We start from the raw sequence: 13,858 nt of genomic DNA on the forward strand, positions 1-13,858 counted from the left end.
GAGGGCCCTTCCGTAGTTGCGATGATCGGCCGGTGACGTCCCCTCATAGCGACTTCGAAACACAGGCCCATCAGCACGCGCACACGCACAGCCACGGGCCCGCCGCTCCCGTCTCCGGCCATCTGCGCAAGGTGATCGCCGCCGTGCTGATTCCGTTCGCGGCCGCGGTCGTCGTCGGGCTCGTGGTCCTCTGGCCCGGTGGTGCGCCGGCGCACGAGCGCACCGGTGTCGGCTTCGACCGGCAGACCCAACAGGGCAAGGTGGTGAACATCGACAGAGTCGACTGCAAGGACGTGAACGCCTCCCAGCTGCCCCTCAGCGTTGAGACCGCACCGCCCACGGGCGAGCGGGCCGAAGGGGCCGCCCTCTGCAAGAAGGCCACCGTCGAGATCACGAGCGGGCAGGACAAGGGCCGGAAGTTCGTCGAGGTCGTCCAGCCCGACGCGCCCCGGCAACTACGGGACGGGCAGGGGGTGGTCGTCGCCTACGCCCCCGACGCGCCCCATGACCTCCAGTACTCCGTCACCGATGTGAACCGGAAGTTCCCGTTGATGCTGCTGGCCGGGATCTTCGCGCTGGTCGTGGTCGTCGTGGGCAGAATGCGCGGGGTAATGGCCCTGGTGGCACTCGCCCTGTCGTTCGCCATCCTGACCCTGTTCATCCTTCCGGGGATTCTGCAGGGCTCGAACCCGCTGGTCGTGGCAGTCGTGGGGGCAAGCGCCATCATGCTGATCGCCCTCTACATCTGCCATGGACTGACAGCCCGCACCTCCGTCGCCGTCATCGGCACCCTGATCTCGCTGCTGCTGATCGGGCTCCTCGGCTCGCTCTTCGTCGGCTGGGCGACTCTGAGCGGGAACACCGACGACAACACCGGCCTCATCCACGGCCTGTATCCGCACATCGACATGAGCGGACTGCTGCTGGCCGGCGTCATCATCGGTTCCCTGGGGGTGCTCGACGATGTGACGGTCACCCAGACCTCGGCGGTCTGGGAACTGCACCAGGCGGACCCGACGATGAGCGCGAAGGATCTCTACCGGGCAGGCATCAGGATCGGGCGCGACCACATCGCCTCAGTGGTCAACACCCTGGTGCTCGCGTATGCGGGCGCCGCGCTTCCACTGCTGCTGCTGTTCTCGATCGCCCAGAGCGGCGTGGGGACGGTGGCCAACAGCGAACTGGTGGCGGAGGAAATCGTGCGCACACTGATCGGCTCGATCGGACTGGTCGCCTCGGTACCTGTGACCACCGCGCTCGCGGCACTGGTCGTCTCCGCGGACCGCACCGGACTCGCCGCAGATTCCGGAGCTCCGGCATCCGCGCGAAGCGGCAGGGGGCACCGCCGCCGGACGAGGTCCTGAGTGCCCGGACACGGAGAGCGATTCACCCGTTCGGCAGGTGTGCTGTTCGACCGGCATACAGGCCATGGGCACCGCCTTCGTCAGCCGGCGTTCTGCTCCTCGGCCAGAATCCGTCCCAGTGCCTCTTCCAAATTGCCCTCGAAATCACCCAGCGTGCACTCCTGGCCGAGCGGCACGAGCTTGTCCGTCCGGTCGAGGAATGCCACCAGGGGTGCCGTGCCGGCCCTGAACAGCGCACGGTCGGCGCCCACCTGGAGCCGGATGTGGACGTCGGAGAGGCCTTCGGGCTCCGTGGGCCCGATGTGCACATCGCCGTCACCACTGGGGCTGTTGAGACCGTCGAGCAGCAGCTCACGGCCGAAAGCCCAGGTGACGGGGGCGTCGCCGGGCAGATGGAAGGTCATCCGGATCGCGTACGGATCGCACACTTCGTACCGGAGCTCCACCGGGATACGGAAAGAGAGCTCCTCGGAGACGAGGAAGCTCATCATGACCTCAGCTTGAACCGACTCGCGCATCGTTCAACCCCGCAGTAGATGAATCTGGCCAGGAATGATCCCCCATGGCCCTATTGACGCCATCGTGGTGCACCCGATAGCAGATCACAAGGAGTGATTTTTCAGATACTGATAGAGAACACGAACGAACGCAAGAGGCTGGCCACTTCGGAACGTAGTCGTTCGACTGCGGGGAGCAACCGTTCTTCCTGGTCAAGGGGGACCGAAATGGCCATTGCGGCAGCCGTGAATCCGGCCGTGATCGGGATGGCCGCGCAGACCGTTCCCAGGGCGTACTCCTGTCGTTCGATGACAGGTTCCGTACGCTCGATCGACCGCAGTCGCTCAAGGAGTGCCGGCCGATCGCGCACGGAGTGACAGGTCAGCGGGCGCACGGGATGCCGGTCCACGTGATCCTCGCGAGCCTGCTCGTCAAGCTGGCTCAGCAGACACTGACCGATCGCGTGGGCATGGCCCGTCTCGCCGAAGGCCGCCCATTCCTCCACTGCCGGCGTGGCCGGGGTATCCGCGACCGCGACGAGTTCGATCTCACCGTCGCGGTAGACGGCGCAGTACACCGGGGCGCCGATGATGTCCCGCCACCGCCCCAGGGACTGGGTCATTCGGCTGCGACGATTCTGCAGTGCGCCATCGTCCACCAGCCGCTCGGCGGCGGCGCCGAAGAGGAAGACACCGTTCTCCCGGCGCAGATATCCCTCGTGGGTCAATGTGCGCAGCAGGTGGTAGGCGGTGGGAAGGGGGAGTCCGGCCTCCCGTGCGAGCTGCTTGGCCGGCGCCCCGTCACGGTGGGTACCCACAGCCTCCAGGAGCCGCAGCGCCCGCTGCACCGATCCGATCAACGTCGGAACAGCGGTACTCGATGCCGTGGTCAACGGTCACCCCCAGGCATGGTGACGGGCGATCAGCCCGCCTGTGGGGGCCGCCCCCACAGATCTGCCGCAGGCCTGGGGTCCAGAAGGCCGGATGCCATACAAACCACCGGTCAGGGTGGCAACTGACGGTGTTTTCCCAGGTGGTGGCAGCGGACAGCCACTGTATCGGGAGCATCCGGGCCGGGTGCCGTTTCGCCTTCCGCTTAGCTCAGCTGGGCTAATCGCCCGGCCGGTCGTGCGGTTACCAGTCGCTTCGCGAGGAGGAGGACGACATGAACTTCCGTACGACGAAGACGAGCCCGCCGACCAGGATGACGACGAGCAGGACCTTGAACAGCAGCCAGATCACAAAACCGACGATGCTGGCGATCAGTCCACCGAACACGACGATCGCGATGACGGGCACCGCGATCCACTTCACCCACCAGGGCATCCCCTCGAATATCTCCCGCACCGCCATCGTCCCTACCTCGTCTCTGTGAGTACCTGCTTCGATGCTAGAGGCGCAGGGGCGGCCTGCGGGGCTCCGGAGCCCTTGAACTCCCCTGATCGATCCCCTAGGGATCCCCGAGGTGCGGCTCGGCCCACGGGGAGAAGCGGCTCAGCCCTCGGGTGGCGAGAAGACCACCATCACTCGCAGGTCCTCCGTGATGTGGTGGAACTTGTGGGCGGTGCCGGCCGGTACATATACGACACTCCCTCTGCCCACCTGCGTCGTTTCCATGCCCACGGTGATCGAAGCGCGCCCGCTGACGACGAAGTAGACCTCGTCCTGGTTGTGCGGCTGCTGCGGGTCGAGCTCGCCCGCGTCCAGGGCGTACAGACCGACAGACATGTTCCGTTCGCGGACGAACTGGAGGTAGGCGCCGTCGTTGGCGGCCCGTTCCGCCTCCAGTTCGTCCAGTCTGAATGCCTTCATGTCCCGTCCGCCCCTTGCCTCTGTCCAGCCGGTGTCCGCCACCGATCATGTCTGCCACGATCAGACACATGAAGAATTTCGTAGTCAAGACGATCGCCAACGCGGGTGCGCTGGCCGTAGCCATCTGGCTGCTCCACGACATCACGCTGACCGGCGGCAGCACCGGCCGCAAAATACTGACCCTGATCGTGGTCGCGCTGATCTTCGGCCTGGTCAACTTCCTGGTGAAGCCGGTGGTGAAGCTGCTCACACTCCCGCTCTTCATCCTCACACTGGGGCTGATCACCCTGGTGGTCAATGCCCTGATGCTGCTGCTGACCTCATGGCTGGCCGACGTGCTGAATCTGAGCTTCCATGTCGACGGCTTCTGGACCGCCGTCCTCGGTGGGCTGATCATTTCGATCGTCTCCTGGGCGCTGAACGTCGTCCTGCCCGACGAGGACTGAAGCCCTGGTCACCTGAAACAGTGAGGCTGGACCGGCGACAGACCGGGGAGAGAAGCGAGGAAACGGAATGAGCACCATGGGCGACGGAACCCGGGCGGTACGTGCGGGTCTGCCGGAACCGCAGCAGTACGAGCCCACTCTCCCGGGCCCGGTCTTTGCCGCACACTTCCATCTGTCCGGCGAGCCGACCGGACCGTATACCTACGGTCGTGACACCAACCCGACCTGGACCCATCTGGAACGGGCCATCGGCGAACTCGAAGCGCCGGGCGAAAACGTCGAGACCACCGTCTTCGCCTCCGGCATGGCGGCGATCTCGGCGGTCCTGCTGTCCCACGTGCGCACCGGCGATGTCGTCGTGCTGCCCGACGACGGCTACCAGGCTCTTCCTCTGGTACGTGCGCAGCTTGAGGCGTACGGCGTGAAGGTGCGCACCGCCCCGACCGGCGGCGACGCGCAGCTGGCCCTCCTCAAGGGGGCCCGGCTCCTGTGGATCGAGACCCCGTCCAACCCCGGGCTCGATGTCTGTGACGTGCGTCGGCTCGTCGAGGCGGCGCACGCGGGCGGCACTCTGGTGGCCGTCGACAACACCCTCGCCACTCCGCTCGGCCAGCGTCCGCTGGAGCTCGGCGCCGACTTCTCGGTGGCCAGCGACACCAAGGGCATGACAGGCCACGGCGACATCCTGCTGGGTCATGTGACCTGCCGCGATTCCGAGCTGGCAGCGGGGGTGCGTCGCTGGCGCAAGGTGGTCGGCGCGATCCCTGGACCCATGGAGGCCTGGCTCGCTCACCGCTCCCTGGCCACGCTGGAACTGCGGATCGAACGGCAGTGTGCGAACGCCCTCGTCCTTGCCGAGGCCCTCGCCAGGAATCCGGACGTCAGCGGATTGCGCTACCCCGGCCTGCCCACCGACCCCTCATACCCGAACGCCGTGCGGCAGATGCGGCGATTCGGCTCCGTCGTGTCCTTCGTACTCGCGGATCGGGGAACCGCCGAGCGCTTCCTCTCGGCGCTGCGTCTCGCCGAGGACGCCACCAGTTTCGGAGGTGTACGTTCCACCGCTGAGCGCCGGGCCCGCTGGGGTGGCGACGCCGTGCCGGAAGGCTTCATCCGCTTCTCCGTCGGAGCGGAGAACGCCGCCGACCTGGTGGCCGACGTCGAACGTGCACTGGCCGAGGCCGTCAGGGGGGGCTGAGCCCCCATGCCTTACGGTACGGACGGTCCGAGCCTCCCCCCTCGTGGCTCGGACCGTCCCGGTTCTCCGTCTTCTCCTCGCGAAGAACCGCCTCGACAAGGCTAGTTGACTCTGAGTCAGTGTCCAATCACAGTAGCGACAGCGGCCTATCGACATATTTATAGATGTCCGGGTCCGACGGGTCGACCTGGTGAGAGGGGACGGACATGGACCTGGCCCTGTTGCGCACCTTCGTCGCCGTGCACCGCGCCGGTTCGTTCACCCGGGCCGCCGCGCTTCTCGGCCTCTCCCAGCCCGCCGTTACCTCGCAGATCAGGACCTTGGAACGGCAACTGGGCCGTCCGCTCTTCCTCCGCCGGGCCCGCGGGGTGACACCCACGACCATCGGCGATGAACTCGCGCATCGGGCTGCGCCCCACCTGGACGCCCTGATCGAGATCGCCGAGACCGAGCTCGACGAGGAGTCGGGCGTACGGACGCTTCATCTGGCGGGACCACCGGAGTTCACCTCACTGCGGGCTCTGCCTGCCCTCACCCCGCTCATCGCCCAGGGGCTCGCGTTGCGCAGCTCGTTCTCTGCCGACACCGATGAGACCCTCGACGGTCTTGCCGCCGGCCACCACGACCTGGCAATCGTGACGGGCCGGCCGCGCGGCGGTCTGCTCACCGCCGCCCCGCTCTGCGACGAGGAACACGTCCTGGTGGCAGCGCCTCGGTGGGCCGGGCGTCTGGGACCCGGGACGCTCCGGCGCAACGGCCCGGTGGTCCTGGAGCAGCTCCCGGTGGTCGAGGTGCACGAGAGTCTGCCTCTCGTCTCCCGCTACTGGTCGACGGTCTTCGACAGCCGCCCCGCGGCCGCCGCGGCCGTCATCACACCAGATCTGCGAGCGGTCCTGGAATGCACGGCAGCAGGGGCGGGACTCGCCGTGTTGCCCCGCTATCTGTGCGAGGGCGCACTGGATCGAGGAGAGGTAGTGACGCTCCTCGATCCACCGGTGCCGCCGCTGCGGACGTACTTCCTGGCCGCACGGACCGGCACGCTCGCACTGCCGCACCTCGCACGGGCACACGAGACACTGCTGCGCGCCGCCGCCGACTGGTGACCGCAGGACGGGCCGGCAACCGCCAGGTGTTTCAGAACCGGTTCTGCGGGCCACTCTCTTGCCATGACCGAACGCCCGGTGGTCAAGCGCACCGCACGCGCCGTCCTGCTCGACGGCAACGACCTGATCCTCATCAAGCGCACCAAGCCGGGGGTGGATCCGTATTGGCTCACGCCCGGCGGCGGGGTCGAGCCCGAGGACGCAACCGTCGTCGACGCCCTGCATCGCGAGTTGGACGAGGAACTCGGCGCCAAGATCACTGATGTGGTGCCCTGCTTCGTCGACACCGTGGAGCACATCGAGGGCGGTGGCGTGAAGGGCGTCAAGGTCCAGCACTTCTTCGTCTGCCGACTCGAATCCATGGACCTGTCCCTGCGCCACGGACCCGAGATCGACGACCCCTGCGGAGAGTACGACGTCGTACGGGTGCCCTTCAGCCGGGTCGGAATCGCTGCCGTGCACCTCGTACCACTGTCGCTGCGGCACTACCTGGACGGCAACATCGAGGGTGTCCGGGCGATGCACGCGCCCGACCTGGGCTGACCATGAGGGCCTTTCGCCTCACGACGGCCCACTCCCGGGCCGGTGGGCCGGGGCCGGTGGGCCGGGGCCGGTGGGCCGGGGCCGGTGGGCCGGCCTCACGCCCGGGCAGTCCCGGCCGGCCGGCCTTCACGCCCGGAGCCGGTACGGGCCCGCTGCACCGTGTTTCACGTGAAACCACTCAAGCGCCGTGTCCACAGAGGCCGGGTGTCGTCGGATCGCTGTCAGGAACGGTTCTCGACGTCATGCTCAGACTGCCGGATGGACGCGGTCGGCGTCAGCAGATCTCGGCCAGATCAGTTAAAGCGGTGGACGGGCGATCACCGCGTCGGACAGCCTGACCTCATGCCCAGCTCCTTGCCCCGCCCACTCGCCGGACTACCCGTCCGGCGTCTCACCCGGGACGATCTGGTCCCCTGCGCCGACCTCAGCGAGGACCGCGGCTGGCCGCGTGATGAGCACCGGTGGGGACTGCTCCTCACTGCGGGGACGGCCTACGGTATCGACGACCCCGAGAGCAAAGGCCTGATGGCGACCTGTGTAGTGACGTCATACGGTCCGGACCTGGCCACCGTCGGCATGCTCCTGGTCGCCGGACGCTACAGCCGCCAGGGAGTAGCACGCCACCTGATGCATCAGGTGATCGAATCGGCCGGGGGCACTCCCCTCAGCCTCCATGCGACACCGGCAGGCCGCCCGCTCTACGAGGAGCTCGGGTTCAGCGCAGTGGGCAGGACCCAGCGAGTGGGCGGCACCTTTCGGCCGCCCACACAGCCGGGGAGCCATGGGACGAGGGTTACCGGTCAGACAGGTGAGGCGGGCCTGACGGTCCGCCCGGCGACAGCCGGGGACCTGCCAGCCATGCTCCGCTTGGACGCGGAGGTCCTCGGCCTCGATCGGATGCATCTCCTGGCCCGTCTCCCCGCCTTCGCCGACCACCTGCGCGTGGCGGAGGACGACGGGAAGCTCGTCGGGTACGCCGCACTGTGGCCCAGCTCGGAAAGCCATGTGATCGGGCCGCTGATCGCGCGGGACACCGTCACGGCGAAACTGCTCGTGGTCTCGCTCGCCGGGTCGACGGGCCGCCCACTGCGCGCGGACATCGACGCCCGTCATGAGGAGCTGCTGGCCTGGCTCGGAGCGTGCGGTCTGGAGCCGAGCTCGTCGACCACGGTCATGAGCCTCGGTGATCCGCCCCTGCTGGGGGACTGGACACGGCGTTTCGCACCGCTGAGCGTGGCGACGGGCTGACGCCCGTCGCGGTCTCCGTCCGAGGCGTCAGGTCCCGTGCCCGACGCCGATTGCAGCTCCGGCTCCGCCCACCGCGACCGGCACTCGATGAACCCGCGGATGTCAGTCCCCATGAACGGAAAGCCTCCGGCCCCATGGGGACTGACACCACCGAATTACCTGCGCGCGCAGGGGTGGGTGAGACCTCAGGCGAGGCGGGCGACGGCGGTGGTCGCGAATCCGTGGTCCTGCTCAGGCGCGCCCCCTCCCACCCCGACGGCGCCGATCAGCCGACCGTCGCGATGGACCGGGACGCCACCTGCGATGAAGAGCAGCGGCCGGTCCAGTGCGGTCGGCAGGGTGTGGAAGAGCCCGCCGGGCTGGACTGCATCGACGAGGTCCGCCGTGGGGGCGTCCAGCTGAAGGGCCGTGTACGCCTTGCGGGTGCTGGTCTCGCCGGCGATGAGAACGGCCCGGTCGTCGCGGCGGAAGGCCAGCAGGTGACCCCCCGCGTCCAGGACGGTGACGGCCGTCGCGACGCCAGCGGCCTCGGCGGCCGTACGGGCGACCTCTACCAGCGCCTCCGCATCCTGCGTGGTCAGCGGGGCTACAGCGGCGGTGAGCGTACTCATGGGGGGCTCCTAGAGGTGGTGCGGTGACGGGTGTGGGGATACGGAGTGTCAGTGCCGGGCGGCCGCGGGGGCGGCGGCCGGCTCCGGGGCGTGAGTGGCCACGAGGCGGCTCCGAGTGGTGGTACGGCGCTCAAGGGTGCTGGAGACGACGGCGAGCACCAGGGCGGAGGCGGCGAGCGCCGCGCCGACCCAGTTGGGAGCGGTGTAGCCGAGGCCGGCGGCAATGACCATGCCACCGAGCCAGGCCGACAGTGCGTTACCGAGGTTGAACGCACCGATGTTCACCGCTGAGGCGAGTGTCGGAGCACCGGCTGCCTGGTCGAGCACCCGCTTCTGCAGCGGGGGTACGGTCGCAAAGCCCAGGCCGCCGATCAGGAAGATGGTGACGGCCGCCGCGATCTTGTCGTGTGCGGTCAGCGTGAAGAGCGAGAGGACGACGGCGAGGCCGCCCAGCGACACGTACAGCATGGGCATCAGACGGCGGTCGGCGAACTTGCCACCGAGCAGATTGCCCCCGACCATGCCGAGGCCGAAGAGGACCAGCAGCCATGTGACGGACGAGGGCGAGTAACCGGCGATCTCGGTCATCATCGGGGTGATGTACGTGATCGCAGCGAAGACGCCGCCGAATCCCAGCACGGTCATGGCCATGGCGAGCAGGACCTGCACATTACGGAACGCCGCGAGCTCGTGGCGGAGCCGGACGCCCTGGGGGCGGGGCTGGTCGGGAACCAGCCTGGCCACACCGAGCAGACCGATGACGCCGAGGCCGGCGACGACGAAGAACGTGCTCCGCCATCCGACGCTCTGACCGATGTAGGTGCCCAGCGGCACCCCGACCACGTTGGCGACGGTGAGGCCCGTGAACATCATGGCGATCGCGCCGGCCTTCTTGTGCGGGGCGACGAGATCGGCTGCCACCACGGATCCGATACCGAAGAAGGCGCCGTGGGCGAGCGAGGCAATCACCCGTCCCGCGAGCATCACTCCGAAGACGGGAGCCGTCGCGGAGACCACGTTGCCGACAACGAACAGGGCCATCAGGATCATCAGCATGCGTTTGCGGCTGACCCTGGTACCCAGAAGGGTCATCAGTGGGGCTCCGATGACGACGCCCAGCGCATACCCGGTGACGAGGAAGCCTGCGGTCGGGATCGACACCTGAAAGTCCGCAGCCACCTCGGGGAGCAGCCCCATGATCACGAACTCGGTCGTTCCGATACCGAATGCCCCGATGGCGAGGGCGAGGAGCGCGAGCGGCATGGGTTTCACCTTCCCTGAAGATTGCGTCTGCGCCTTACAAGCGTCCACAATAATTGCAGACGCCGATTAATTGCAAGCGCGGGCTATTGCGGTCGTCGCCTATCCTGGACGCAAGCAGCTCCGGCACGGAGGAGAGACCCATGACAGCGACGGACCCGGCACTGACCGCCCTTTCCCAGGGCTGGTGCGCGCTCTCCCTGCTCCACGGGAAGATCGAGGCGCATATCGAGCGGGCTCTGCAGGCCGGGCACAGCCTCAGCGTGCGGGAGTACTCCCTGCTGGACGTCCTGAGCCGACAGCACAACGGGACCGGTGGGCACCTTCAGATGAAGCAGGTGGCCGACGCCGTCGTACTCAGCCAGAGCGCCACCACCCGTCTGGTCACCCGTCTCGAGGACCGGGGCCTGCTGACCCGGTATCTCTGCGACACCGACCGAAGGGGCATCTACACCGATGTCACTGAAGCGGGCCTCAATCTGCTTTCCGAGGCTCGGCCGACCAACGACACCGCCCTGCGGGCCGCGCTCGACGAGGCCGCCGAGAACCCCGAACTGGCCCCGCTCGTCAGGGCGGTCGAGGACCTGAAGGTTCCGGCATAGGGGTCCGACCCCGGGGTCGCGGCGTAGGCTGCCGATCATGAGCGATCTGGAAATCCGTCCCGCGGTCGTCGGTGATCTCTCCGAGATCGTGGCCATGCTCGCCGACGATCCACTGGGCGCCCTGCGCGAGTCACCGGACGACCTCGCCCCCTACCTCGTGGCGCTCCGGCGGCTGGCCGACGATCCCCATCAGCATGTGATGGTCGCCGTACGCGCGAACCGCATCGTCGGGACGCTCCAACTGACCGTGATCCCCGGCCTCTCCAGGCGCGGCTCGACCAGATCGGTGATCGAGGGTGTCCGCGTCCACGCGGACGAGCGCGGCAGCGGTCTCGGTACGCAGCTGATCCAGTGGGCCGTGGATGAATCGCGCCGGCAGGACTGCCAGTTGGTCCAGCTGACATCCGACGCGACCCGGGGCGACGCGCACCGCTTCTACGAACGGCTCGGCTTTGTGGCCAGCCACGTGGGCTTCAAGCTCGCCCTCTGACCCCAACCGCCATCCAAAGGGTCGACTGTGCACCTCATCAGCGACGAGCAGCGCCGCATCAGGATCGGCCGCCGTCATCTCCTCGCCCCCTCGGTACGGTCGGATTCCCCCGTCACCGTGGCCGATGCCGTCGTCGCTCTGCACGCCACCGACGCCGCCACCGTCTTCGTGTCGGTCTGCGCGCGGCTCCGGGTGCCCGATGTCGACGCCGTGGAGAAGCACCTCTACGAAGACGTCTCGCTGGTCAGGCTGCTCTCCATGCGCAACACGCTCTTCGTCGTGTCGGACGAGATGGCCCCACGGGTCGAGGCTTCGAATGCGCGCGCCGTCGCCGCCAAGGAGCGCCGGACCCTGCTGAAACACCTGGCGGAGGACGGCAACGGGCTGGACGCACAATGGCTGGCCAACGCCGAGAAGTCCGTCTCCACGGCCTTGGACACCCGTGGTTCCGCCACGGGCAGCGAGCTTTCCGCCGCCGTGCCGGCACTCCGCACCAAGATCACAGTCTTTCCCGGCAGGAAGCAGGAGACGGTGCAGGGCGTGGCCTCACGGATCATCCGCGTGCTGGCCGCCGAAGGACGGATCCGCCGGGACCGGCCGCGAGGAACGTGGACCTCCAGCCAGTTCCGCTGGACAACGTCCGCGCCCCGGCCCGCGCAGGAAAGCGACCAGGCACGGGCCGAGCTGGCCCTGCGCTGGCTCCGCTCCTACGGCCCCGCCTCCGAGGGTGACCTCAAGTGGTGGACGGGCTGGGGGCTCGGCCAGGTCCGCAAGGCACTGGCCGCCACTGGAGCGGAGGAGGTACGGCTCGACAACGGCGCGACGGGCTGGGTCGCTCCGCAGGACTGCGAACCCGATCCGGCACCCGAGCCCTGGGCCGCCCTGCTGCCCGCGCTCGACCCGAGCGCCATGGGGTGGGCGGAGCGCGGATTCCATCTGCCGCCGGAGTACCGGGCAGCGCTGCTCGATCGCTCCGGCAACATCGGTCCCACCGTGTGGTGGAACGGGCGGATCGTGGGCGGCTGGGCTGTGCGCGGCGGTGGCGAGCCTGTCTGGCGCCTCCTGGCCGACGTAGGCCGGGATGCCTCCGTCGCCATCGAGACGGAGGCATCCCGGCTGGCCGGCTGGCTGGGCGAAGCGCGGGTCACTCCACGCTTCCGCACGCCGCTGGAGAGGGAGTTGACGGCCTGAACTGCACCTCGTGCCGTTTCACGTGAAACGGCACGCTCAATGCCGCAGACCGCTCAACTCCCCAGGCCGCGCCATCCGTCCGCGTCCACGCCACCTGGAACGGCGGCTGAGGGATCGTACGGCTCACGCGTGAAGACGAATGACCCGAGATCCAGATGGTTCACGCTGCCGTCGTCGTTTCGAACCACCCGCAGGATCTCCCCCGCGTAATAGCCGTCCAGCCCGATCCAGGTGCCGTCGGCACAAGCGGTGAAACGGGTACCGCGGCCCTTGCCGTTCAGGGTCTGCAGTTCGAGCCCGCGACCGGGGGTCAGCCGCAAGATGTTCGCACGCGTACCCCAGTACCAAGGACCGGTCAGCGCCAGGAGTTCCGCATCCACCTCGGGCAGTGGCCGCCACGGCTCCGGGATGCGAGGCTCCGACTCTGCGACGATTTCCACGAGCTCGGCCGCCACCTCACCGATGAGCACGCCTGACGTGACGTTGGCGAACGCGACAGCGGCCACATCGTCCTCGACACTGAACCAGAGTGCCGCCAGAAAGCCGGGAAGCGACCCCGTGTGCCCAATGAGCGTGCGGCCCTTCCTCCGGATCACCTGCAGGCCCAGGCCGTAATAGCCGCCCCAGTCCCCCGGCTCGGGGGGTGCCGCCGGCTCCCGCATCTCTGCCACGGACGCGGCGGAGAGCACCCGGTCATCACCCTCGGCGAGGAAGGCGGCGAAACGGAGGAGGTCAGCCGTGGTGGACCAGAGCTGACCAGCCGGCGCCATCAGCCCCAGGTCCTCCACCGGCTCGGGCAGCAGGACGTCCGCCCATGGATGGACAGCCCAGCCGCCGGCATGCGGGGCTTGCGCCTGCGGGCTCGTCCGGTGCATGCCCAGCGGCTCCAGGATCTCGCTCCGCAGCATCTCGGCCCACGAGACTCCGCGTACCGCTTCGACCAGCGCGCCGAGCAGGGTGTAGCCCGGGTTGGAGTAGTGATGCCGACGGCCGGGCGGATGCATCCTGCTCTGATCGCCGAGCACGTCCACCAGGCCTGGACGCAGGCTGCCGGGCGTCCGCTCCCACCAGGGTGCGGGTGACTCGGCGCCGAGGCCCGCGCTGTGACCGAGCAGCTGATGAATGGTGACGTCACCGGCGCTCGTACCGGGCACGTGCTTCTCCAGAGGATCGGCCAGATCCAGCAGGCCTTCGTCCCGTAGACGCAGGACCAGCACGGCCGTGAACGTCTTCGTGAGGGAACCGATCCTGAACTGTGTGTCCGCATCCGGGGCATGGCCGTCGACACACGTGCGCGAGCCGTCCCAGACAACCCGACGCTGCCGCTGTACGGCAGCGGTCATAGAAGGTGAACGCCCTTCGGCCTGGGCGGTGGCAATGCGGTGCAACAGGGAGCGCTGCGTACTCGGGAGCAACTGTTCAGCAGGAGAAGTCATCGTCAACAACTACCTCCCGAACTGGCGTGTGGCGACTTCATTTACCGCAGCCGCGCG

Annotated in this window: 16 protein-coding genes; 9 read left to right on the top strand and 7 right to left on the bottom strand. The window is 68.2% G+C overall.

Features of this window, described 5'->3' with window-relative positions:
* Positions 1–32 precede the first annotated feature (32 nt).
* A complete protein-coding gene (locus OG538_RS17800; RefSeq protein ID WP_406094718.1) occupies positions 33–1,364 on the top strand; it encodes a YibE/F family protein in 1,332 nt (443 codons plus the stop codon).
* Between the two features lie 80 nt (positions 1,365–1,444).
* Here the strand turns inward: OG538_RS17800 and OG538_RS17805 are convergent, their stop codons facing one another.
* The 4 genes from OG538_RS17805 to OG538_RS17820 form a co-directional block, all read right to left on the bottom strand.
* Positions 1,445–1,882 (bottom strand): SsgA family sporulation/cell division regulator, encoded by a 438-nt coding sequence (locus OG538_RS17805; RefSeq protein WP_114245561.1) that lies wholly within the window; start codon positions 1,880–1,882, stop codon positions 1,445–1,447.
* A 101-nt stretch (positions 1,883–1,983) separates the two neighbouring features.
* Positions 1,984–2,754: an IclR family transcriptional regulator gene (locus OG538_RS17810; RefSeq protein ID WP_406094721.1), complete on the bottom strand. Its 771-nt coding sequence runs from the start codon at positions 2,752–2,754 to the stop codon at positions 1,984–1,986.
* 241 nt (positions 2,755–2,995) lie between these two features.
* Positions 2,996–3,208 (bottom strand): DUF5326 family protein, encoded by a 213-nt coding sequence (locus tag OG538_RS17815; RefSeq protein ID WP_406094723.1) that lies wholly within the window; start codon positions 3,206–3,208, stop codon positions 2,996–2,998.
* A 147-nt stretch (positions 3,209–3,355) separates the two neighbouring features.
* Positions 3,356–3,673, bottom strand: a complete 318-nt coding sequence (locus OG538_RS17820) for a cupin domain-containing protein (RefSeq protein ID WP_350988316.1) — start codon at positions 3,671–3,673, stop codon at positions 3,356–3,358.
* Between the two features lie 68 nt (positions 3,674–3,741).
* On the opposite strand from OG538_RS17820, the gene OG538_RS17825 reads away from it, so the two are divergent.
* The 5 genes from OG538_RS17825 (at position 3,742) to OG538_RS17845 (ending at position 8,211) form a co-directional block, all read left to right on the top strand.
* A complete protein-coding gene (locus OG538_RS17825; protein ID WP_219567033.1) occupies positions 3,742–4,119 on the top strand; it encodes a phage holin family protein in 378 nt (125 codons plus the stop codon).
* 67 nt (positions 4,120–4,186) lie between these two features.
* The gene (locus OG538_RS17830; protein WP_406094725.1) at positions 4,187–5,317 is read left to right on the top strand and encodes a cystathionine gamma-lyase; all 1,131 of its coding nucleotides are present in this window, start codon (positions 4,187–4,189) and stop codon (positions 5,315–5,317) included.
* A gap of 206 nt (positions 5,318–5,523) precedes the next feature.
* Positions 5,524–6,420 carry a LysR family transcriptional regulator gene (locus OG538_RS17835; protein WP_406094727.1) on the top strand — a complete coding sequence of 299 codons (897 nt, stop codon included), beginning with the start codon at positions 5,524–5,526 and terminating at the stop codon, positions 6,418–6,420.
* 63 nt (positions 6,421–6,483) lie between these two features.
* A complete protein-coding gene (locus OG538_RS17840; RefSeq protein WP_148019625.1) occupies positions 6,484–6,963 on the top strand; it encodes an NUDIX domain-containing protein in 480 nt (159 codons plus the stop codon).
* 342 nt (positions 6,964–7,305) lie between these two features.
* Positions 7,306–8,211 (top strand): GNAT family N-acetyltransferase, encoded by a 906-nt coding sequence (locus OG538_RS17845; protein WP_406094729.1) that lies wholly within the window; start codon positions 7,306–7,308, stop codon positions 8,209–8,211.
* Positions 8,212–8,396: 185 nt separating this feature from the next.
* Here the strand turns inward: OG538_RS17845 and OG538_RS17850 are convergent, their stop codons facing one another.
* Together OG538_RS17850 and OG538_RS17855 are read right to left on the bottom strand one after the other, a co-directional pair.
* On the bottom strand, positions 8,397–8,822 hold the full coding sequence (locus tag OG538_RS17850) for a heme-binding protein (protein ID WP_406094731.1): 426 nt from the start codon (positions 8,820–8,822) through the stop codon (positions 8,397–8,399).
* A 48-nt stretch (positions 8,823–8,870) separates the two neighbouring features.
* Entirely contained in the window at positions 8,871–10,085 is a 1,215-nt protein-coding gene (locus OG538_RS17855) for an MFS transporter (protein WP_406094733.1), read from the bottom strand.
* Positions 10,086–10,225: 140 nt separating this feature from the next.
* Between OG538_RS17855 and OG538_RS17860 the strand changes: the two genes are divergently transcribed.
* From OG538_RS17860 to OG538_RS17870, 3 genes are read left to right on the top strand one after another with little or no spacing between them, the layout of a single operon-like run.
* Entirely contained in the window at positions 10,226–10,684 is a 459-nt protein-coding gene (locus OG538_RS17860; protein ID WP_406094735.1) for a MarR family winged helix-turn-helix transcriptional regulator, read from the top strand.
* A gap of 37 nt (positions 10,685–10,721) precedes the next feature.
* On the top strand, positions 10,722–11,174 hold the full coding sequence (locus OG538_RS17865) for a GNAT family N-acetyltransferase (RefSeq protein WP_406094737.1): 453 nt from the start codon (positions 10,722–10,724) through the stop codon (positions 11,172–11,174).
* Positions 11,175–11,201: 27 nt separating this feature from the next.
* Positions 11,202–12,365, top strand: coding sequence for a winged helix DNA-binding domain-containing protein (locus OG538_RS17870; RefSeq protein ID WP_406094739.1), 1,164 nt, complete (start codon positions 11,202–11,204; stop codon positions 12,363–12,365).
* Positions 12,366–12,418: 53 nt separating this feature from the next.
* Here OG538_RS17870 and OG538_RS17875 read toward each other — a convergent pair whose 3' ends face one another.
* The gene (locus tag OG538_RS17875) at positions 12,419–13,801 is read right to left on the bottom strand and encodes a serine hydrolase domain-containing protein (protein WP_406094741.1); all 1,383 of its coding nucleotides are present in this window, start codon (positions 13,799–13,801) and stop codon (positions 12,419–12,421) included.
* Between the last annotated feature and the right edge of the window lie 57 nt (positions 13,802–13,858).

The organism is Streptomyces sp. NBC_01013, assembly GCF_045162765.1.
In the GTDB taxonomy this organism is placed as follows: domain Bacteria; phylum Actinomycetota; class Actinomycetes; order Streptomycetales; family Streptomycetaceae; genus Streptomyces.